Source organism: Achromobacter sp. 1012554356, assembly GCF_059760815.1.
In genome coordinates, this window is sequence record NZ_JCBANC010000049.1 from 1 (window position 1) to 20,993 (window position 20,993).

The following is a 20,993-nucleotide window of genomic DNA, read 5'->3' on the forward strand; positions in this document are numbered from 1 at the left end:
CGCAAAAAAGGTCCCCCACGATGCCGTTCATGCCTTACCGCCTGCCTCTTCTGAAATCCTGCGCCGCCCTGGCGATTCTGGGCTTCGCCCACGCCGCGCCGGCCGCGCCCGTGACCAACGTGCTGGACGCGGCCAAGGGCCAGCAGCAGGCCATGCTCGATACGATGCGCGATCTGGTGAACATCGAATCGGGCAGCAAGGACGTCGAGGGCGTCGAACGCATCGCCGAACTGATCCGTGACCGGCTCAAGGAACTAGGCGGCACCGTCGAGATCATTGCGCCGGCCGACGTCTTCCAGCTTGACGACACCCCCGAGAAGGTCGGGCCGATGGTCCATGCGCAATTCAAGGGCGGCGGCACCAAGAAGATCATGCTGATCGCCCACATGGACACCGTGTACCGCAACGGCATGCTGAAGGACCAGCCGTTCCGGATCGATGGCGACAAGGCTTACGGCCTTGGAATCGCGGACGACAAGCACGGCGTGGCGGCCATCCTGCACACCATCGCGCTTCTGAAAACACTGAAGTTTTCCGACTACGGCACGCTGACCGTGCTGATCAACGGGGACGAAGAGATCAGCTCGCCGGGAGCGCGCAGCACGATCACCCGCCTGGGCGCCGATCAGGATGCAGTCTTTTCGTTCGAGGGCGGCGGCATGGAACCGCGTCTGACGCTGGCCACCAGCGGCATCGGCGCGGCGTACCTGACCGTGCAAGGCAAGACCTCGCACGCGGGCGCCCGGCCAGAGGGTGGCGTCAACGCGCTCTACGAGCTGTCGCACCAGCTCTTGCAGCTTGACGATCTCTCCAAGCCCGACGAGGGGCTGAAGCTGAACTGGACCGTCGCCCAGGCAGGCACCAACCGCAACGTCATCCCGGGACTGGCCACAGCCCAGGGCGACGCCCGCGCCCTGCGCGTGTCCGACTTCGACGCCCTGTCGCGCACCCTGGAGGAACGCGTCCAGAAGAAGCTGCTGCCCGAATCCAAAGTCAGCGTGAAATTCGAGGTCCGCCGCCCGCCGCTGGAAGCGACCGCGGCGTCGCGCGCCCTCGCCCAGCACGGCGTGAAGATCTACCAGGAGCTCGACCTGCCGCTGAAGGTGGTGGACCGGGCCAGCGGCGGCGGCACGGATGCCGCCTTCGCGGCGCTCAAGGCCCGCGGCCCCGTCATCGAGGGCATGGGCTTGAGCGGATTCGGCGCGCATTCGAATGATGCCGAATACATCCTGGTCAACAGCATCGTGCCGCGCCTGTATCTGGCCACGCGCATGATCATGGACGTCTCGCAGAACAAGGTATCCTTGCAACCTGTCTCAAAAGAACCCCAAAGCAGCACCAAATGACCGCAAACCTTCCCTCCTGGCCGTACTCCCGCACCATCGCGCACCGCGGCGGCGGCCGTCTGGCCCCGGAGAACACGCTGGCCGCCATGCGCGTCGGCGCCGAACACGGCTTCACCATGTTCGAATACGACGTGAAGCTCAGCAGCGACAACGTGCTGGTGCTGATGCACGACGACGACGTCGACCGCACCTCCAACGGCAAAGGCCCCGCAGCCGCCAAAACCTACGCCGAGCTGGCCCAGCTTGATTTCGGAAGCTGGCATTCGGCGGCCTACGCCGGCGAACCGCTCCCCACCTTTGCCGCCGTCGCGCGCTATACGGTGGCCAACGGCATCGCCAGCAACGTCGAGATCAAGCCCTGCCCCGGCCGCGAAGCCGAAACCGGCCGCGCCGTCGCCCTGGCGGCCCGCGAACTGTGGCAAGGCGCCGGCACGGCGCCGCTGCTGTCCTCGTTTGCCGAGGAAGCCCTGGAGGCCGCCCGCCAGGCCGCGCCCGAACTGCCGCGCGCGCTGCTGGTGGAAAAGGTGCCCGCCGACTGGCGCGATCGCCTTGCCAAATACGAGTGCGTGGCGCTCAACATCAACCAGAAGGACGCCACCCGCGAACTGATCGACGCCGTGCACGCCGCCGGCTACCGGATCGCGGCCTGGACCGTCAATGACCCCGAGCGCGCGCGCCTGCTGCTCGACTGGGGCATCGACGGCATTTTCACTGACGAGCTGGCCGCCATCCGGCCCGCCGCCTGAGGCAGAAAGCCCCGTGTTCAGCTACCGCCACGCCTTTCACGCCGGCAACCATGCCGACGTGCTCAAGCACGCCATCCTGGTCCATACCCTGGACTACTTCAACAAGAAAGACGCCCCGTACTGGGTCATCGACACCCACGCGGGCGCCGGCCTGTACAGCCTGGACAGCGATTGGGCAGCCAAGACGTCCGAGTTCGCGGACGGCATCGGCCGTCTGTGGGAAGCGAAGGACTTGCCGCCGCTGCTGGCCGATTACGTCGCGCGCATCCGCGACTACAACACCAACGGCCGGCTGCGCCGCTATCCCGGCTCGCCCTGGCTGACGCTGGACGCGTTGCGCCCGTCCGACCGCCTGCGCCTGTTCGAGATGCACCCCACCGAAATCGACACGCTGGTGGGCAACCTGGAACACCAGGGCCGCGCCGCGCAGCGCCAGACCACGATCTACGGCGACGACGGCTTCGAGGGCGTCAAGGCGCTGCTGCCGCCGCCCACGCGGCGCGGCATGGTGCTGATCGACCCGTCGTATGAAGACAAGCACGACTACCGCCGCACGCTCCTCACGGTGAAGGAGTGCATCAAGCGCTTTGCCACCGGCACCTATGCCATCTGGTATCCGCTGGTGCAACGGCGCGAGGCCAGCGAGATGGCGCGCCATTTCGAGAACCTGAAGGTCAAGAGCTGGCTGCATGCCACCCTGACGGTCAAGAAGGCGACCATTGACGGTTATGGCCTGCACGGCAGCGGCATGTTCCTCATCAATCCGCCCTGGACGCTGCACGACGCGCTGAAACAGGCCATGCCGTATCTGGCCCGCGAATTGGGGCAGGACGAGCGGGCCGGCTTCACACTGCAGTATCGCGAGAATCCGTTCCCGGTTCCGAAGAAACAGTCGGACGACTGAAGCGGCACACTGCGCCGGGGCAATGCCGCGGCGCAGACGACAAATGGCCGCGCCTTCATGGCGCGGCCCTTTTTGCGTTCGCGGCCCCGTCTACGTTCGCGGCGCTCAGACCGTTTCGACGTCGGCCTGGCGCAGGGCTTCTTGCGCCAGCGCCAGCTTCGAGGCGGCGTCACGCAGCGCGGTGCGCAGACCTTCTTCGATCACGGGGTGGTAGAACGGCATTTCCAGCATGCGCGCCACCGTGAGTTCCTGCTGCACGGCCCAGGCCAGCAGGTGACCGATGTGCTCCGCGCTGGGACCGATCATCTCGGCGCCCACAAAGCGGCCCGATTCAATGTCGGCGTACACGTGCAGCATGCCGCGGTTCTTGAGCATGACGCGCGAACGGCCCTGGTCGCTAAAATCGACCGCACCGGTGACGAACGTGCCGGGCACCAGCTTCGCGTGGCCGGCGCCGACCAGCGCGATCTGCGGATCCGAAAACACCACGCCCAGCGGCGCACGCCGCAGGCCCTGGCGCACCTCGGGAAAGCGCGCCGCGTTTTCGCCGGCAATGCGGCCTTCGTCGGCGGCCTCGTGCAAGAGCGGCGCGTCAGCGTTGGCGTCGCCAGCGATGAAGATGGGCGAGTTGCCCGCCTGCATCGTCAGCCGGTCAAATTGCGGCACGCCTTGCGCGTTCAGCGCCAGCGACGTGTTTTCCAGCCCCAGGCCATCGACGTTGGCGCGGCGGCCCGTGGCGACCAGCGCATAGTCGAAGCGCTCGGTGCGCTCGCTGTTGTCCAGCGCCACGTAACGCACCTCCACCTCGTCGCCGACGCGGCTCGTCTCCAGGACGCGGGCGTCCGTGTCCAGGTAGAACTCGCGCTGGAAGATCTTGCGGGCCGTCTGCCGCACCTGCGGATCGCTGATCCCGCCCAGGCTGCCGCTCATGCCGAACACGCGCACTTCCACGCCCAGGCGGGCGAGCGCCTGGCCCAGTTCCAGCCCGATCACGCCCGGACCAAAGACCGCGACACGGTTCGGCAGGTCGTCCCACGCGAACACGTCATCGTTCACGACGAGGCGATCGCCCAGCGCGCGCAAAGGCGGCGGCACGGACGGGCGCGAGCCGGTGGCGATCACGACTCGCGACGCCTGGATTTCGGTGTGGTCGTCCACGCGCAGCACGGTGTCGGACACGAATTTCGCATAGCCGCGCACCTTGTCTTCGGCAGGAATGTTCTCCACGCCCTCGACCACGAAGCCCACGAAACGGTCGCGCTCGCGCTTGACCCGGTCCATGACCTCGGCGCCGTCGACGGTGATCTCTCCGCCGACGTGCACGCCGAACGCATCGGTATGCGCCGCCGCGTGGGCCGCTTCGGCCGCCGCGATCAACAGCTTGGACGGCATGCAGCCAACCCGGGCGCAGGTCGTGCCATAAGGGCCGCCTTCGATAAGCAGCGCGCGCTTGCCCGCGGCCTTCGCGGCGCGATAAGCGGCCAGGCCTGCGGTGCCGGCGCCGATGACAGCAATGTCGGTATGCAGCGTCTTCATGATTGGGAGTCCCCCGTTGTCGCGTAATGATCAGAATGTGAAGGCAAATTCCGCCTTGTTGCGTGCCCTCGGGGCGAACGCCGTCCCGCGTCCTGATTGCGGACGCACGGCGCCCGCACAAGGGCGCAAAAGAAGGGAAACTTGCGGGAATGGCGCGGCAGCTACGCTGCCGGCCCATGCGCCGGGAAGCGCGACGGGCAGTGCGGAATCAACCGCCGCGCGTGCGGGTGACCGGGCGGAGGCCATGCCCCCTGCCCGGCCGTCTCGCCGGTGTATCAGGCGAAGTGCGCCTTCAGGTCTTCCAGGCCACCAATCAGGGCGCCGTTGATGAACACCTGCGGAGCGGTGCCCTTGCCGGACACTGCGCCGATCACGCGGCCGCGGACCTTGTTTTCCAGCGGGATCTCGATCGGGGCGTAGCCCTTGCTGTCCAGCAGCGCCTTGGCTTCGACGCAGAACGGGCAACCCGGCTTGGAGAACACGACCACCTGGTCCGGCTTCTTGGCCGACGGCGCGAAGTGGGCCAGCATGGTGTCGGCGTCCGACACTTCAAACGGATCACCTTCCTTTTCCGGCTCGATGAACATCTTTTCGACGACACCGTCCTTGACCAGCATGGAATAGCGCCAGCTACGCTTGCCGAAGCCAAGGTCGCTCTTGTCGACGAGCATGCCCATGCCTTCGGTGAAGGCGCCGTTGCCGTCGGGCAGCAGCGTGATGTTGGCCGATTCCTGGTCCTTGGCCCATTCGTTCATGACGAAGGTGTCGTTGACCGACACGCAGACGACGCTATCGACGCCGGCGGCGAAGAACGCGGGAGCCAGTTCGTTGTAGCGCGGCAGGTGGGTGGACGAGCAGGTCGGCGTGAAAGCGCCGGGAAGCGAGAAGACCACGACCGTCTTGTTCTTGAACAGATCGTCGGTCGTGACCTTCTTCCACGTGTTGTCCTCACGAACGGGGAACGTCACATTCGGAACACGTTGGCCTTCGCGGTTTTGCAGCATTCGATTCTCTCCTTGGTTTGCTAACTTAAGTGGCGGGTTTCTGGCCCGCCATGAAAAGAATCATAAATCTCATCTATCAAACAATCCAATTTAATTAATTTAATTGATTGATAGTTTACGCCGATAACTCAATTAATATCGAAAGATTGAAGCTATCACACTACAGGGTGCGTGTCTTCAAACACGAGCCGGCTCGTACCCCGCGTCACGGATGGCGGCTTCGACCTTGTCGGCCTGGTCGGTACCCGTGACGGTGACGAGATGCGCGGGAAGATCCACGGCGACGACGGCACTGGGGACCGCTTGATTGACGGCGCCGGTGATCGTCTTGACGCAATGGCCGCAGGTCATGTCGGGCACTTGGAAAGCGAAGCTCATGGTTTTCTCCAGAAGGTTGACGGGCGGCGCTTGTGCCACCATGTCGGGCAGGTTAAACGTTCCCATCATGTCAAGGTCAAGCGTAGAATGGCGCTTGACCTTCCCATAATGGGAAGGATGAAACTGGGCGTTCCCATCCAGACCGAGATAGTCATGCACGCAGCACGCTCGTCCTCATTTTCCGAATTGGAACTCGCCATCGAAGGCATGACCTGCGCATCATGCGTCAAGCGCGTGGAAAAAGCCCTGACGAATGTTCCCGGCGTTGCGCAAGCGCAAGTCAACCTTGCGACTGAGCGCGCCCTGGTCTCGTTCGATCCGGCTGCCGCCGAGCCGCAGGCATTGGTCGCCGCCGTCAGCAAGATGGGCTACGAGGCGCGTCCGATCGCCGCCCAGGACGACCATGCCGAACGGCAGTCGCAAGCGCGCGACGCCGAGGCGCATCGCCTGCAAGGCGCATTCATCGCCGCGTTGGTCCTGACGTTGCCGGTGTTTGCGCTGGAAATGGGATCGCACCTGATTCCCGCCATGCACCACTGGGTGTTGGACACGATCGGGCGGCAAAACAGTTGGCTGCTGCAGTTCGTGCTGACTACCGCCGTGCTGGTGTGGCCGGGACGGCAGTTCTTCACCAAGGGCCTTGTGGCGTTGTGGCGCCGCGCGCCCGAAATGAATTCGCTGGTGGCGTTGGGCGCGGGCGCGGCCTGGGGCTATTCGGTCGTCGCCACCTTTGCGCCGGGCTTGCTGCCGGATGCGGCGCGCAACGTCTACTTCGAAGCTGCCGCGGTCATTGTCACGCTGATCCTGCTGGGTCGCATGCTGGAAGCGCGCGCCAAGGGCAAGACCGGCGCGGCCATCAAGCGGCTGATCGGGCTGCAGCCGCGCACGGCGCGCGTGCTGCGGGACGGCCAGGCGCAGGACATCGAGATCGAACGCGTGCGCACCGGCGACGTCGTGATGGTGCGGCCAGGCGAGAAGATTCCGCTGGACGGCGACATCATCGAAGGCAGCTCGTATGTCGACGAATCCATGTTGACGGGCGAGCCGGTGCCGGTGGAAAAGCAGCCGGGCATGCAGGCCACCGGCGGGACGCTGAATACATCGGGCAGCTTTACGTTGCGCGTCACGCACACCGGCGCGGACACCATGCTGGCCCGGATCATCCGCATGGTCGAAGCCGCCCAGGGTGCGCGGCTGCCGATCCAGGCGATGGTGGACCAGGTGACCGCCTGGTTCGTTCCGGCGGTCATGGCGGCCGCCCTGCTCACCTTCCTGACGTGGTTCTTCCTGGGCCCCGAACCGGCGCTGTCGCATGCGCTGGTCAACGCGGTGGCCGTGCTGATCATTGCCTGCCCGTGCGCCATGGGGCTGGCCACGCCCACGTCGATCATGGTGGGCACGGGACGCGCCGCCGAGATGGGCGTGCTGTTCCGTCAGGGCGATGCGTTGCAGACGCTGCGCGACGTCAATGTGGTGGCCTTCGACAAGACAGGCACGCTGACGTTGGGCAAGCCCACGCTGACCGAACTGGCGCCGTCGCCGGGCCAGGATGCGCAACAGGTGTTGCAGTGGGTGGCCTCGGTGCAGGCGCGCTCCGAGCATCCGATCGCGCTGGCCATCGTGGCCGCGGCCGCGGAACGCAAGATCGAACTGCTGGCGGCCGAAGGCTTTGCCGCGATCACCGGCGCGGGCGTCGAAGCCACGGTGGCGGGCCGCACGGTGCTGGCGGGCGCGGCGCGCCTGATGGCCGAGCGCGGCGTCGACGTCAGCGCATTCGGCGCGCGTGCCGCCGACTGGGGCAACGAAGGCAAGACGCCGATCTACGTCGCCATCGACGGCCAGGCGGCCGCCATGATGGCCGTGACGGACCCGGTCAAACCCTCGGCCGTATCCGCCATTGCCGCACTGCACGCGCAAGGCCTGAAGACCGCGATGATCACGGGCGACAACCGCCACACCGCCCAGGCGGTCGCGCGCCAGTTGGGCATTGACGAAGTGCGCGCCGAGGTGCTGCCGGACGGCAAGGTTCAGGCGATCGCCACGCTGCGCGAAGGCGGCCGCAAGGTGGCGTTCGTGGGCGACGGCATCAACGATGCGCCCGCGCTGGCTGCGGCAGACACCGGCATCGCCATCGGCACCGGCACGGACGTCGCGATCGAGGCGGCGTCCGTCGTGCTGATGGCCGACGACCTGCACGGGGTGCCCAACGCCATCGCGCTCAGCCGCGCCACGCTGGCCAACATCCGGCAAAACCTGTTCTGGGCGTTCGCCTACAACGCGGCGCTGATTCCGCTGGCCGCGGGCGCGCTGTATCCGGCCTTCGGCCTGTCGCTGTCGCCGATCTTTGCAGCCGGGGCCATGGCGCTGTCCAGCGTCTTCGTGCTGGGCAATGCGCTGCGCCTGAAGGCATTCCGTCCCCACGGGAGGCAAGCATGAACATCGGACAAGCCGCCAAGGAATCCGGCATCTCGGCCAAGATGATCCGCTATTACGAGAGCATCGGCCTGATCGGCCCGGCCGTGCGCACGGATTCCGGCTACCGGGTCTACAGCGAGCATGACGTGCACACGCTGCGCTTCGTGCGCCGCGCGCGCGATCTGGGTTTTTCCGTGGAGCAGATGAACGAGCTGCTGGCCCTTTGGCAGGACCGCAGCCGCGCCAGCGCGGACGTGAAGCGCATTGCGCTGGAACACATTGAAGAACTCGAGCGCAAGGCCGAGGCGCTGCGCGAAATGGCCGCCACCCTCAAGCATCTGGCGCAGCATTGCCATGGCGACGAGCGGCCCGACTGCCCCATTCTTGAGAACCTGGGCTGCTCGCACTAAATGTTCGCAATACAGCCACGCGGCGGGAGTTTTCCCGCCGCTGCCGTTTACTGTTCTGCCTGCGCCTCGGCGGCGACGCGAGCCTCGTAGGCCTCGGTGGCAGCCTGCTTGGCCGCTGCCTTTTCAGCCGCTGCGGCAAGCTTGGCTTCCTCGGCGGCAGCCGCATCGGCCGCTGCCTGGATCGCGCGCTGACGAGCGCGTTCCTTCGCTTCCAGCACGCCCTCGGCGTCCAGCGTTTCAAACACTGCGATGGATTCGACATGGCCCGTGTGCGGGAACATGTTGATCACGCCCGCGCTCTTGAGCACGTAGCCGCCTTCATGGACGAGAATGGATGCGTCTCGCGCCAAGGTGCCGGGATTACAGGACACGTAGACGATGCGGCGCGGACGCTCTTCGTACGTGAGGTCGGACAACGCTTGCGACACCGCGTGGGCGCCTTCGCGCGGCGGATCGATCAGCATGCGATCGAAGTAGCCCAGGCTGCGCAGCCAGGTGGCGTCGACTTCAAAGAGGTTCAGCGTGGCAAAGCTGGTGCGATCGCCCAGGCCGTGACGCGATGCCGCATCGAAGGCGCGGTCGGTCAGGGCCTTGCTGCCCTCCACGCCCACGGCTTCTCGGCCTTGCGTGGCGAGCGGCAGCGTGAAGTTGCCCAGGCCACAGAACAGATCGGCCACGCGGTCGGTGGGCTGCACGTCCAGGAGTTTGAGCGCGCGCGACACCATCGCGCGGTTGATGGCGTGGTTGACCTGCGTGAAATCGGTGGGCCGGTACGGCATGCGCAGGCCGAATTCCGGCATGGTGTAGGACAGCGCGTCGTTGTGCTCGGGCTCCAGCGCGTGCACCGTCTCCGGACCCTTGGACTGCAGCCACCATTGCACGTCGTGCTTGGCCGCGAAGGCGCGCAGGATGGCAATGTCCTCGTCGGTCAGCGGCAGCAGATGGCGCAGCACCAGCGCCGTCACGCCTTCGCCAAGCGCCACCTCGATCTGGGGCATGCGGTCGGGCGCGGACATGGAAGCGATCATTTCGCGCAACGGGATCAGCAGATTGCTGACGTGACGCGGCAACACATGGCATTCGCGCATGTCGGCCACGAAGCTGCTCTTGCGCTCGTGAAAGCCCACGAGCACCCCGCCCTTCTTGGGCACCACGCGCACGGACAGGCGCGCGCGGTAACGGTAGCCCCAGGTCGGACCCTGCAGCGGCGGCAGGATCAGCGCCGGGCGCAGCTTACCGACATGCCAGAACGTGTCTTCGAGCGCGCGCTGCTTGATCGCCACCTGCGTGGTGGGTTCCAGGTGCTGCATTGCACAGCCGCCACAGACGCCAAAATGCGGGCAGCGGGGCTCCACGCGTTGCGATGAGGGGCGCAGCACCTCGTCGACACGGGCGGTTTCATAGGAAGGCTTGCGGCGCAACGTGACCGCGGTGACCCGTTCGCCCGGCAAGGCGCCTTCCACGAAAATGACCTTCCCGTCGCGACGGGCGATCCCCCTGGCTTCCAGGTCCAGGGATTCGATACTCAAAACGTCAGACATCTCACGCAGTCCAGAATTGCACGCAACCCATGATTGTAGAAGGACTTCGTGCAATCCCGGAAATCGGCCTTGATGGGGCCGGAGCGGCGCCGTTCAGGGCGCCGCTACCGCCATCAGAACGAGCGCGCCACCGAGAAGACGGCGCCGATGCGGCCCGACGGGTGGCCGTACTTGGTGGGCAGCCAGTTGTCCTTGGTGGCGCCGACGGCCGCCAGGCCGAGGATCCAGCCTTTCAGGTCCTTGGTCACGCCCACCTTGTAGTCGACGTAGTGCCCGATCGAGTCGCCGTCCATGTTGGTCTGGTTCTTGAGTTTCTGGTAGCCCAGATGGCCCAGCAGTCCCCAGCCGTCGCCCAGGTCGAACGTGGCCGTTCCGTCCAGATACCAGGTGCCCTTGCTGTCCGGCGTGCTGAAAAAGTCGCTGGGCGTGTACGAATATTTGAGGCTGTAGTTGCCGTAGGACGCGCCCAGATAAATGTCCGTGTTGTTGTAGTTGCCGCCCTTGGGGGAACTGGAGCCGGGATAGTAGTAATGCAGCACGCCTGCATCCAGCGTGAAGCCGCCGCCCACGTCACCCTTCCAGCCGCCATAGAAGTCCATTTCCAGGTTGCCGTCGGTGAAAACGAAGCTGGAGACATTGGAGTTCCAGTTACCCAGGTAGAAGCCCGAGCTGTGGTTCAGGTCGAACCCCAATTGGACGGCAGGACGGAAGTCGGTCTGGGAATAGCCCCGGAACCGGTAGTCGCTGACGATGGTGGCATTACCGCTGAGCGAGAAGCCGCCCCCCAGATCGGTGGGTTCGGCTTGCGCCACCCCTGCAAAACAAGCAGCAAGCGCAAAAGGCAAGGCTAGCAACGTCTTCTTCATGGTGCGAGAGTCCTGATCGGATTGTCGAAAAAGCGGACGGCGCATGGCGCATCCGGCTGGCCGGCCTTGCTGCAGGGGTACTGCCGGCTCACCTTCCCTCAAGCAATGTCCATGCCAGGTTTCGGCGCGATGACAGCGCGATGACAGCGCCCGAGCCGCGCACGGTTGCGCCCGTTGATGCACCACGCTGGTGCCCTGTTATGGGGCGCAGCCCGGGCGGATGCGTCAAAACGGGGAATCGGGAGCAGCAAAACCATTGAGGATGGCGGCACGACAAAAAACCCCGGCACGCGCGCGGCGTGCCGGGGTCGGAGTTGGCTGTCGCTGGCCTTGGTTGGCCCTAGCTAGCCTTAGTTGGCCTTGGGCGGTGCGGGCGGCGGGACGTCGCCAGCGGCGGGGGCAGCCGGCTTGCCGGGACGACCCTTGTCGCCATGGCGGCCTTCCATCTTGGCGTGGCGCTCGGCCATGCGGGCTTCGCGCTCCTTGACGATCTTGGTGACCTGACCGCGCTGCGTGTCGTTCAGGCTATCCCAGACGGCCAGCCATTGGTCACGCACCTGCTTGGCCTGCGGGCCGAACGCGTCGCGGCGCTTTTCGGACTGCTCGACGAGCGCGCGGGGATCGAGCTTGCCGCTGTCGAGTTGCGACTTGAGCAGGTCATGGCGCTTGCCGCCGTCGGCACGCATCGCTTCGTGCAGGCTGCGCTGCCCTTCCTGGGCGGTCTTGAACAGGGCTTCCTGCTTGGCGTCGAGTTTCAGCTCGGCAACCTGGGCCTTGGACACGGGGCCCAGACCGGGGATGAGCAGGCCGTCACGCATGCCCTTGTGGAAACCACCGCCGCGATGGCCTTCGTGCATGGCGGCCGGACCGCCCTCGGCGGGAGGAGGAGGCGCAGCCATTGCGGAGCCAGCCGCGAAACCGCTCGACGCGGCGACGATAGCAAGGACGGCCAAATTGGAGCGGATAGCGAATCGGGACATGAAGGTCTCCTGAAAGTGAAGAAAGCGAGGCCATTGTGCGATCTGCCTGGTTTCATCCAGGTTTCGTTTACGGCCGTCTTGTTTCAGTCGATTGCTTGCCCTGCAAATGCGAGAACGGGGCCATGAAGGCCCCGTCGATGTGCCCTGCCCCCCGCGCAAGGGCAAGGGTTCAGGCTGGTTGCCCGCGCGGATCAGCCCGCGTCCCAGGCCGCCATGTATTCCTTCCAGTGCAGCGCATCGCTGGCCGAGAGCGTGTCGCGCACCAGCGCGATTTCGGCCTCGTAGGCGGTGCGGTCGAGTTCACCACGCAGGAAGCGGAAGCGGCAATACACCAGCCACGTATTGACCACGTCGGTTTCGCAGTACGCCCGCACCTCGTCGGCGCGGCCGGTGCTCCAGGCCTCCCAGACCTTGCTGCCGTCCATCCCGAGCTTGCCGGGAAAGCCGCAAAGCTTGGCCAGTTCGTCGAGCGGCGCGTTGGCGCGGCCGTTGTACTTGGCCAGCACGTCCATCAGATCGACGTGACGCGTGTGATAGCGCGAAATGTAGTTGTTGAACTTGAAGTCACGGTCTTCTTCGCCCATGTCCCAATAGCGCGGCGCCGGCACGCCCTGGATCAGGCTGCGGTAATGCAGCACGGGCAGGTCAAAGCCCGAGCCGTTCCAGCTGACGAGCTTGGGCGTGTAGCGCTCGATGGTCTTGAAGAAGCCCGCGAGCAAGGCCGCTTCGGGATCGTCCGGCTGGCCCAGCGTCTTGACGCGAAAGCCCTGGTCGTCGCGGAACACGCAGCCCACCACCGCCACCTTGTGCAGATGCAGCGGCAGGAAGTCGTGGCCCACGGCCTCGCGCCGCGCGGTCAGCGCGCGCTCGACCACTTCGTGGTCAGGCACGTCGGCGCCCCAGCCGTTGAGCTTGCGCAGCCCGTCGGCATCGGGGATGGTCTCGAGGTCGAATACCAGGGTGGGCGTCATTTGGGCGGCAGGTATTGCATCGGGTCCACCGGCGTGCCCTGGCGGCGGATCTCAAAGTGCAGGCGGGGCGACGTGGTGTCGCTCTGGCCGAGTTCGGCGATCTTGGCGCCGCGCTTGACCGTCTGGCCGGTCTTCACGAGCAGCGCTCGGTTGTGCGCGTAGGCCGTAATGAAGCCGTTCTGGTGCTCGACGATGATGAGGTTGCCCAGGCCGCGCACGCCATTGCCGCTGTACTTGACCAGGCCATCCGCCGCGGCGGTGATCGGGTCGCCCAGCGCGCCGGCGATGTCGATGCCCTTGCTGCTGGCATTGAAGGCCTGCACGATCTGGCCGTTGGCCGGCCAGGCCCAGTTGATGACACCGGCGTCGGCCGCACGCGTGGCCGGCTTCGTGTCGACCGGCGCCGGAGGCGGCGTGGGCGTGGCATCAGGTGCGGGCGTGGTGGCCGCGGGGGTTTCGGGCTGGTCGAGGGGCCGCGGCTGCGGCCGGTTACTGGCAATCGGCGCGGTCTGTGCGCCGCCGCCGGTGGCGCTGCCGGACATGCGCAGCACCTGCCCCACCGAGATCTGGTTGGGGTCGCTGATGTTGTTCCAGCGCTTGATGTTTTCGATGTCGACGTTGTTGGCGCGCGCGATCTTGTAGAGCGTGTCGCCCGGCTTGACCACATAGCTGCCGGACGTGGCCGTCGGCGCGGGTTGCCCGCCGGTCATGTCGACCACCGGGGCACGAGTACCTTTGGATGCGCAGCCGGCCAGGATGGCGAGGCTGAGAACCCCCACTGCGAAGAGCGGGCGGCGAAGGCGCGTCATGGACGCGCCCAAATTCATATCGGTCAGTTGCAACTGCCCGTTGAGCATACGTTTCTCCTGTCGCTCAAGATTGTATTCCGGACCGTAGCGGCACAAAGCGCACGGCCTCTAGTTCGGTTCTTTTCCAGCTTGCCGCGCCCGTGCGTTCGATCAGAACCAGGCGCTGGTTCGAGCCCCCTTCGGGAGCGATGAGACGGCCTCCCGGAGCAAGCTGCGTCAGCAGCGCTTGCGGGATGGCCAGACCTGCGGCAGCCACAACGATAGCATCGAACGGCGCCACGCCGGGCAGCCCCAAGGTGCCGTCTCCATAGATGAGCCGGATCCTTGTGGTGAGCCGCAAGGCGCGTAAATGCTCGCGCGCCAGCTCATACAGCCCGCGTATGCGTTCGATGGTGTGGACGTCGCGCACGAACTGCGCGAGCACCGCGGCCTGGTAACCGCAACCGGCGCCGACCTCAAGCACACGGGTGGGTGCGCGGTCTTCGCAAGCAGCCGCGATCATACGCGCGACAACCCATGGCTGGGAAATGGTTTGCGAATGGCCGATGGGCAACGCGGCGTCTTCATACGCGCGGCTGGCAAGGGCCTCGTCCACGAACAGGTGGCGCGGCACGGCGGCCATGGCATTCAGCACGCGTTCGTCGGTGATGCCTTGCGTGCGCAGGCGCTGGACCATGGCCTGGCGCAGCCGTTCGGAGTTCAGGCCAAGGTTGCTGCCCGCTTGCGGCACCGGCGCCTGCGCCTGCCGCTGCAACGTGGCGGCCGAGATGCGCGTGTTGCTGTTGGCCGGTGTATAGCCTGGGCTCAGGCGGCCGGCGTCGTGGCGGGCCGGGCTGCTGCGGCCGGCGCCGGGCGTGATGTCCGGCTGGCTTATCCGTTTGCGCATAGCGGCTCTGCCCAGGTGCGGATCTCGTCAAGCTGGCTGTGCTGGGTCAGGTCCAGGCGCAACGGCGTGACGGACACGATGCCCTGCTCGACGGCGTGGAAGTCCGTGCCGGGCGTGGCGTCGGCGGCCAGGCCGACCGGTCCGATCCAGTAGACCGTGTCGCCATAGGGCGTGGTGGTGCGCACGACGGGTTGCGACGGATGCCGCTTGCCCAGCCGCGTGACCGCAAATCCGTGCATGTCTTCGAAACGGCGGCTCGGGATGTTGACGTTGAGCAGCACCGGCGCCGCGAGCGGCTGGGCCAGATGGCGCTCGACCACCTGGCGGGCGGCGCGCGCGGCCGAGTCGATGTGCTCCCAGCCCTTTTCCGCCAGCGAGAACGCAATGGCGGGGATGCCGAACAGATACCCTTCGCTGGCGGCCGCGACGGTGCCCGAATAGAGGGTGTCGTCGCCCATGTTGGCGCCGTTGTTGATGCCGGACACGACCAGGTCGGGTCGCGTATCCATGAGGCCGGTCAGCGCGACGTGCACGCAATCGGACGGCGTGCCGTTGACGGCGATGAAGCCGTTGGAGGCGGTGCGCACCGACAGCGGCCGGTTCAGCGTGAGCGAGTTGGAGGCGCCGCTATGGTTGGTCTCGGGCGCAACGACGGTCAAATCGCCCAGCCCCTCCAGCGCCGCTACCAGCGCTTCAAGGCCAGGGGCCGAGTAGCCATCATCGTTCGAAACCAGAATTCGCATTGTGCATCCGAAAGAAAATAAAACGCGGGTGACGTTGCGGATTGTACCCGGGGTAGAATCCGCAGCCATTACTACAACAACGGATTCCCTTCCCATGGCGATAACCGAACCCTCCCTGGCGTTTTCCGTCGCGCTTGTCGTGCTGGCCTACCTGATCGGCTCCGTGCCGTTCGCCGTGGTGGTCAGCAAGCTGATGGGTCTGCAGGACCCCCGCAGCTACGGGTCCAAGAACCCGGGCGCCACCAATGTGCTGCGCACCGGCAACAAGACCGCCGCCGCGCTGACGCTTTTGGGGGACGCCGCCAAAGGATGGTTTGCGATCTGGCTGGCCGAGAAGCTGGCGCCCGGCATTGGCCCCGTCGCCCTGGCCTGCGTGGCGCTGGCCGCCTTCATCGGCCACCTGTACCCCGTGTTTCTGGGATTCAAGGGCGGCAAGGGCGTGGCGACCGCGCTGGGCGTGCTGGTGGCCATCCAGCCCTGGCTGGCCGTCGCCACCGCGGCAACCTGGCTGATCATCGCCATTTTCTTCCGCTATTCGTCGCTGGCGTCGCTGGTGGCCGCGTTCTTCGCCCCGGTGTACTACGTGTTCGGATCCGGGCTGGCGTGGCAGGCGCAGCCGGCCCTGGGCGTGGCGCTGGCGATCATCGGCATCCTGCTTTTCTACCGCCACCGCGCCAACATCGCCCGGTTGATCCAGGGCACCGAAAGCCGTATCGGCAGCAAGAAGAAGTAATCCCCACGCGATGGGGGATTGAACGGGCGGCCTGGCCGCCCGTTTTCATTTCAGGCGATATCGGCCAGATCCCAGCGCGGCTTGACCGTGAAGCTGTGGGCGCTGGCGTCCAGCGTTGCCAACCCGGCCTTCACCCGCTCGGCCGCCGCGAACGCGATCATGGCGCCGTTGTCGGTACACAGCTCCAGCGGCGGGAAGTACGCGCGCGCCTTGAGCGGCTTGAGCGCGGCTTCGAGCTTGGCGCGCAGGAGCTGGTTGGCCCCCACCCCGCCTGCGACGACCAGCCGGCGCAGCCCGGTCTGCTTCAAGGCGCGGATCGACTTGGCCGCAAGCACCTCGACAATGGCCGCCTGCGTCGATGCGGCCAGGTCTGCGCGGGTCTGTTCGTCCAGGGCGCCATTCTGCTCGGCCGCCTTGACGCGGGTCAGCACGGCCGTTTTCAGGCCACTGAAACTGAAGTCCAGGTCGCCGCTGTGCAGCATGGGGCGCGGCAGGTCGAAGCGCGAGGCGTCACCGCTGCCGGCCAGGCGGGACAGCGCGGGTCCGCCCGGATAACCCAGCCCCATGAGCTTGGCGGACTTGTCGAAGGCCTCGCCCGCGGCGTCATCCAGCGTTTCACCCAGCAGCTCGTAGCGACCTACGCCGTCCACGCGCATGAGTTGCGTGTGTCCGCCGGACACCAGCAAGGCAATGAAGGGAAACTCGGGCCGGGGATCGGCCAGCATCGGCGACAGCAGATGGCCTTCGAGGTGATGAATGCCGATGGCCGGCAAGCCGCGCGACCAGGCGAACGACTGCGCAACACTGGCGCCGACCAGCAAGGCGCCAGCGAGACCGGGCCCCGCCGTGTAGGCGACGGCGCCGATGTCGGACATCTGCAGGCCCGCATCTTGCAGCACCTGGCGGGTCAGCGGCACCACGCGGCGGATGTGGTCGCGCGAGGCAAGTTCCGGCACCACGCCCCCATATTCCTGGTGCATGGCGATCTGGGTGTGCAGCGCGTGCGCGAGCAGGCCGCGTTCCGTACAGACTGCTGCGACGCCGGTTTCGTCGCAGGAGCTTTCAAAGCCGAGAATGATCATGGCGGCAGAGTTTACAACTGATGCGAAAATACGCAGGTTCTTGAATGGGACGGGGCTTTCCGCCCTGCCCGCCACAACCTGAAAATCCTGCAAAAACCCTGGGGACTCGAATGCTGGAGAAGCTATTCAAGCTGCGTGAGCACGGCACGACCGCAAGAACGGAAGTCGTGGCCGGCCTGACGACATTCCTGACGATGTCGTACATCATCTTCGTCAATCCTGACATCCTGTCCTCGACGGGCATGGACCGAGACGCGGTCTTCGTTGCGACCTGCCTGGCCGCCGCGCTGGGCTCGCTGGTGATGGCGTTTATCGCCAACTGGCCGATCGGCATGGCGCCCGGCATGGGCCTGAACGCCTTCTTTGCCTTCACCGTGGTCAAGACCATGGGCTACACCTGGGAGCAGGCGCTGGGCGCGGTGTTCATCTCGGGCATCATCTTTCTGTTCCTGACGATATCCGGCATCCGGGTCTGGCTGGTCAAGGGCATCCCGCATTCGCTGCGCAGCGCCATTGCGGCCGGCATCGGGCTGTTTCTGGCCATTATCGCGCTATCCAGCGCCGGCATCGTGGTCGCCCATCCGGCCACCAAGGTCACGCTGGGCAATCTCACCACCCACGGTCCGCTCTTTGCCATCCTGGGCTTTTTCGTGATCGCGTCGCTGGATGCGCTGCGCGTGCGCGGTGCCATCCTGATCGGCATTATCGTCGTCACGGTGCTGTCGATGGTGATGGGCTACAACGAGTTCAAGGGCATCTTTTCGGCGCCGCCCAGCCTGTCGCCCACGCTCTTCAAGCTGGACATCATGGGCGCGCTGCATTCCGGCTTTGTGCACGTGATTCTGGTGTTCGTGCTGGTCGAGGTGTTCGATGCCACCGGCACGCTGGTGGGCGTGGCCAAGCGCGCCGGCCTGGTGCCCGAAGACCGCCCCAATCGCCTGGGCCGCGCGCTCTTTGCGGACAGCACCGCCATCGTGGCCGGCTCGATGCTGGGCACCAGCAGCACCACCGCCTACGTCGAGAGCGCATCCGGCGTGCAGGCCGGCGGGCGCACCGGCATGACGGCGCTGATCGTGGGCCTGCTGTTCCTGGCCGCACTGTTCATCTCGCCGCTGGCGGGCGCCGTGCCGGCCTACGCCACCGCACCCGCCCTGCTCTACGTCGCCGGACTGATGATGCGCGAGCTCATCGACATCGACTGGAATGACGTCTGCGAAGCCACGCCGGCCGCGCTGACCGCGCTGGTCATGCCGTTCACGTACTCGATCGCCAACGGCATTGCGTTCGGCTTCATCAGCTATGTGGTGCTCAAGACCGCCACGGGCAAGATGCGCGACATGCACCCGGCAACGTGGCTCGTGGCCGTGCTGTTCGTGATCCGCTACGCGTTCTTTCCGGAATAAGCGGGGTTGGTTGGCAAGGTGTCAGACACCTTGAAGTCCGGATGTCTGACACCTCAACCCGCCGTCCACACCGCCAGTTCGTAGCCGTCCGGGTCCGTGAAATGGAAGCGGCTGCCGCCGGGAAAGGTGAACGTGTCGCGGCTGATGCGACCTCCCGCGGCCGTGATGCGTTGCTGGGTGGCGGCCAGGTCGTCGCCGTACAGGATCACCAGGGGGCCGCCCGGACGCACGGCTTCCCCCGCCGTGAAGCCGCCCTTCAGGCGGCCGTCGGTGAATTCGGTGTAGGTAGGCCCGTAATCCGTGAACGTCCACCCGAAGACCTCGCCGTAGAAGCGCTTGCTGCGCGCGATGTCCGCGACGTTGAATTCGATGTTGTCGATGCGGTTGTTGTTGCCGCTGGCGCCCATGCGCGTCTCCTGTGTGGCGGATGGCAAAAGCGCGGCGATGCGATGCCTCGCGTCCTGCCGCTATTGTAGGGATCGGAAAAATCAATCAACCCGGCCGAGGGCATGGTTGCTGGCGGGCTCGGTTGAATTCGCCGATACACTCCCCATGTAGATCAGCATATGGAGTACATTTTGCGCCCTTCCCCTTTCATTTCCGCGCTGCCGGCCTGTCCCTTCGCAGCGGAGGCGCACGCATGAGCGTCCTGGCGAACATCCCCTTTTCCGTGCTGGACCTGGCCCCGATTGTGCAGGGGCGCGATGCCGCGGACGCGTTCCGCAATACGGTCGCACTGGCGCAGCACGTGGAGCAGCTGGGCTACAACCGCTTCTGGCTGGCCGAGCACCACAACATCAATGGCATCGCCAGCAGCGCCACGGCCGTGCTGATTGGCCACGTGGCCGGCCACACCCGCACGCTGCGCGTCGGCTCAGGCGGCGTCATGCTGCCCAACCACGCGCCGCTGATCATCGCTGAACAGTTCGGGACGCTCGAAACCCTGTACCCCGGCCGCATCGACCTGGGCCTGGGCCGCGCGCCCGGCAGCGACGGCGCCACGCAACAGGCGCTGCGCCGCAGTCCGCGCAGCGGACTTGAGTTTCCGGCCCTGGTCGAGGAACTGCGCGCCTTTCTTGCACCCTCGCGCCCCGGCCAGCCCGTGCGCGCCATCCCCGGCGAAGGGCTGGACGTGCCGATCTGGCTGCTGGGTTCCAGCGACTTCAGCGCGCGCATGGCGGCTGAACTTGGCCTGCCCTTCTCGTTTGCCGGGCACTTCTCGCCGGAAGGCATGGCCGCGATGCGCCTGTACCGTCACTTGTTCAAACCGTCCAAGACGCTGGACCGCCCCTACTCGATGATCGGCGTGCCGGTCATTGCCGCGGAAACCGACGAGGCCGCGCGCTTTTTGTCGACCACGCAGCAACTGAAGTTCCTCTCGCTCGTGCGTGGCCATCGCCTGCAATTGCAGCCGCCGGTCGACAGCATGGACGGCGTGTGGAACGAATGGGAGCGCGAGGCGGTCAATCAACGATTGGGCGCGTCGATCGTGGGCGGCCCGGACACCGTCAAACGCGAGCTCGAGGCCCTGGTCGCGGAAACGCAAGCCGACGAGGTCATGATCGTGTCTGACTTCTATGACATCGCAGACCGCCTGCGCTCGTTCGAGATCGTCGCTTCGCTGAAAAACGGGTCTGGCGTCTCCACGAAATCGGCGGCCTGAGGGCCGCAATCTGCGCCGTTGACGGCGCCAACCATTGCGACGCGGCCTGGACCGGCTCTACTATTGGCTTTCAGGGCTTGGCACTACGCGTCGCCGAATCAGCACCGGGGCAGGCCCCCGGCGTCTCCGCCACCGCTTTTCGCCGCCCACGCGGCAAGGATTTCTCATGAGTATTGTTGAACTCACCAAAGACAGCTTCCAGGAAGCCATCACGCCGGACGGCACCCTCATCGTCGACTTCTGGGCGCCGTGGTGCGGCCCTTGCCGCGGTTTCGCGCCCGTATTCGAACAGGCCGCCACCGAGCATCCTGACGTCACGTTCGCCAAGGTAAATACCGACGTTGAGCAGGAACTGGCTGGCGCGCTGGGCATCCGCTCGATTCCGACGCTGATGGTCTTCCGCGAAAAGGTCCTGCTGTTCTCGCAACCGGGCGCCTTGTCCGGCGGTCAGCTCAATGAACTGCTCGCCAAGATCAAGGAAGTGGACATGGAAAAGGTCCACCAGGAAATCGCCGCGGCGCAAGACAGCCAGGACGCGTAAACAGCAAGGGGCCCGGATCGGGCCCCTTCCTTTTGC

General features: G+C 65.9%; 21 protein-coding genes. 9 read left to right on the forward strand and 12 right to left on the reverse strand.

Annotated features, from left to right (window positions below; translation table 11 throughout):
• Positions 1-20: 20 nt before the first annotated feature.
• From AC6LJW_RS21920 to AC6LJW_RS21930, 3 genes are read left to right on the forward strand one after another with little or no spacing between them, the layout of a single operon-like run.
• Positions 21-1,346: a M20/M25/M40 family metallo-hydrolase gene (locus AC6LJW_RS21920; protein WP_498088257.1), complete on the forward strand. Its 1,326-nt coding sequence runs from the start codon at positions 21-23 to the stop codon at positions 1,344-1,346.
• On the forward strand, positions 1,343-2,092 hold the full coding sequence (gene ugpQ / locus AC6LJW_RS21925; protein WP_056560866.1) for a glycerophosphodiester phosphodiesterase: 750 nt from the start codon (positions 1,343-1,345) through the stop codon (positions 2,090-2,092). The genes AC6LJW_RS21920 and ugpQ overlap by 4 nt, the downstream gene beginning before the upstream one ends.
• Before the next feature lie 13 nt (positions 2,093-2,105).
• Entirely contained in the window at positions 2,106-2,996 is an 891-nt protein-coding gene (locus AC6LJW_RS21930) for a 23S rRNA (adenine(2030)-N(6))-methyltransferase RlmJ (protein WP_056560863.1), read from the forward strand.
• 105 nt (positions 2,997-3,101) lie between these two features.
• Here AC6LJW_RS21930 and AC6LJW_RS21935 read toward each other — a convergent pair whose 3' ends face one another.
• From AC6LJW_RS21935 to AC6LJW_RS21945, 3 genes are all read right to left on the reverse strand, one after another.
• On the reverse strand, positions 3,102-4,532 hold the full coding sequence (locus AC6LJW_RS21935) for a dihydrolipoyl dehydrogenase (RefSeq protein ID WP_056560860.1): 1,431 nt from the start codon (positions 4,530-4,532) through the stop codon (positions 3,102-3,104).
• Positions 4,533-4,807: 275 nt separating this feature from the next.
• Positions 4,808-5,536, reverse strand: coding sequence for a glutathione peroxidase (locus tag AC6LJW_RS21940; protein ID WP_056560857.1), 729 nt, complete (start codon positions 5,534-5,536; stop codon positions 4,808-4,810).
• 177 nt (positions 5,537-5,713) lie between these two features.
• The gene (locus AC6LJW_RS21945; protein WP_498088258.1) at positions 5,714-5,914 is read right to left on the reverse strand and encodes a heavy-metal-associated domain-containing protein; all 201 of its coding nucleotides are present in this window, start codon (positions 5,912-5,914) and stop codon (positions 5,714-5,716) included.
• 153 nt (positions 5,915-6,067) lie between these two features.
• On the opposite strand from AC6LJW_RS21945, the gene AC6LJW_RS21950 reads away from it, so the two are divergent.
• Both AC6LJW_RS21950 and cueR read left to right on the forward strand, forming a co-directional pair.
• Positions 6,068-8,350 (forward strand): heavy metal translocating P-type ATPase, encoded by a 2,283-nt coding sequence (locus AC6LJW_RS21950; protein WP_498088245.1) that lies wholly within the window; start codon positions 6,068-6,070, stop codon positions 8,348-8,350.
• A complete protein-coding gene (gene cueR, locus AC6LJW_RS21955; protein WP_056560851.1) occupies positions 8,347-8,739 on the forward strand; it encodes a Cu(I)-responsive transcriptional regulator in 393 nt (130 codons plus the stop codon). Before AC6LJW_RS21950 ends, cueR begins: the two co-directional genes overlap by 4 nt.
• Positions 8,740-8,786: 47 nt before the next feature.
• On the opposite strand, the gene rlmD is transcribed toward cueR, so the two are convergent.
• From rlmD to surE, 7 genes are all read right to left on the reverse strand, one after another.
• Positions 8,787-10,280, reverse strand: a complete 1,494-nt coding sequence (rlmD, locus tag AC6LJW_RS21960) for a 23S rRNA (uracil(1939)-C(5))-methyltransferase RlmD (protein ID WP_056560848.1) — start codon at positions 10,278-10,280, stop codon at positions 8,787-8,789.
• Between the two features lie 113 nt (positions 10,281-10,393).
• Positions 10,394-11,146, reverse strand: coding sequence for a TorF family putative porin (locus AC6LJW_RS21965; protein ID WP_056560845.1), 753 nt, complete (start codon positions 11,144-11,146; stop codon positions 10,394-10,396).
• A gap of 350 nt (positions 11,147-11,496) precedes the next feature.
• Positions 11,497-12,126, reverse strand: coding sequence for a hypothetical protein (locus AC6LJW_RS21970; RefSeq protein WP_056560842.1), 630 nt, complete (start codon positions 12,124-12,126; stop codon positions 11,497-11,499).
• 191 nt (positions 12,127-12,317) lie between these two features.
• On the reverse strand, positions 12,318-13,097 hold the full coding sequence (locus tag AC6LJW_RS21975) for a 3'-5' exonuclease (protein WP_056560839.1): 780 nt from the start codon (positions 13,095-13,097) through the stop codon (positions 12,318-12,320).
• Positions 13,094-13,954, reverse strand: a complete 861-nt coding sequence (locus AC6LJW_RS21980; RefSeq protein WP_056560836.1) for a peptidoglycan DD-metalloendopeptidase family protein — start codon at positions 13,952-13,954, stop codon at positions 13,094-13,096. Before AC6LJW_RS21980 ends, AC6LJW_RS21975 begins: the two co-directional genes overlap by 4 nt.
• Before the next feature lie 16 nt (positions 13,955-13,970).
• On the reverse strand, positions 13,971-14,792 hold the full coding sequence (locus AC6LJW_RS21985; RefSeq protein WP_056560832.1) for a protein-L-isoaspartate(D-aspartate) O-methyltransferase: 822 nt from the start codon (positions 14,790-14,792) through the stop codon (positions 13,971-13,973).
• Positions 14,777-15,535 (reverse strand): 5'/3'-nucleotidase SurE, encoded by a 759-nt coding sequence (surE, locus tag AC6LJW_RS21990; RefSeq protein WP_056560829.1) that lies wholly within the window; start codon positions 15,533-15,535, stop codon positions 14,777-14,779. Before surE ends, AC6LJW_RS21985 begins: the two co-directional genes overlap by 16 nt.
• Positions 15,536-15,629: 94 nt before the next feature.
• On the opposite strand from surE, the gene plsY reads away from it, so the two are divergent.
• Positions 15,630-16,268: a glycerol-3-phosphate 1-O-acyltransferase PlsY gene (gene plsY, locus AC6LJW_RS21995; RefSeq protein ID WP_313700688.1), complete on the forward strand. Its 639-nt coding sequence runs from the start codon at positions 15,630-15,632 to the stop codon at positions 16,266-16,268.
• Positions 16,269-16,318: 50 nt separating this feature from the next.
• Here the strand turns inward: plsY and tsaD are convergent, their stop codons facing one another.
• Positions 16,319-17,350: a tRNA (adenosine(37)-N6)-threonylcarbamoyltransferase complex transferase subunit TsaD gene (tsaD, locus tag AC6LJW_RS22000; protein WP_498088246.1), complete on the reverse strand. Its 1,032-nt coding sequence runs from the start codon at positions 17,348-17,350 to the stop codon at positions 16,319-16,321.
• 110 nt (positions 17,351-17,460) lie between these two features.
• Here tsaD and AC6LJW_RS22005 point away from each other — a divergent pair, with 110 nt between their 5' ends.
• Positions 17,461-18,753, forward strand: a complete 1,293-nt coding sequence (locus tag AC6LJW_RS22005; protein WP_498088247.1) for an NCS2 family permease — start codon at positions 17,461-17,463, stop codon at positions 18,751-18,753.
• Positions 18,754-18,806: 53 nt separating this feature from the next.
• On the opposite strand, the gene AC6LJW_RS22010 is transcribed toward AC6LJW_RS22005, so the two are convergent.
• On the reverse strand, positions 18,807-19,160 hold the full coding sequence (locus AC6LJW_RS22010) for a VOC family protein (RefSeq protein WP_498088248.1): 354 nt from the start codon (positions 19,158-19,160) through the stop codon (positions 18,807-18,809).
• A 233-nt stretch (positions 19,161-19,393) separates the two neighbouring features.
• Between AC6LJW_RS22010 and AC6LJW_RS22015 the strand changes: the two genes are divergently transcribed.
• Complete coding sequence (locus tag AC6LJW_RS22015; RefSeq protein WP_427984667.1) at positions 19,394-20,416, forward strand: LLM class flavin-dependent oxidoreductase; 1,023 nt, start codon at positions 19,394-19,396, stop codon at positions 20,414-20,416.
• Between the two features lie 166 nt (positions 20,417-20,582).
• Positions 20,583-20,957: a thioredoxin family protein gene (locus AC6LJW_RS22020; protein ID WP_006388150.1), complete on the forward strand. Its 375-nt coding sequence runs from the start codon at positions 20,583-20,585 to the stop codon at positions 20,955-20,957.
• Positions 20,958-20,993: the final 36 nt, after the last annotated feature.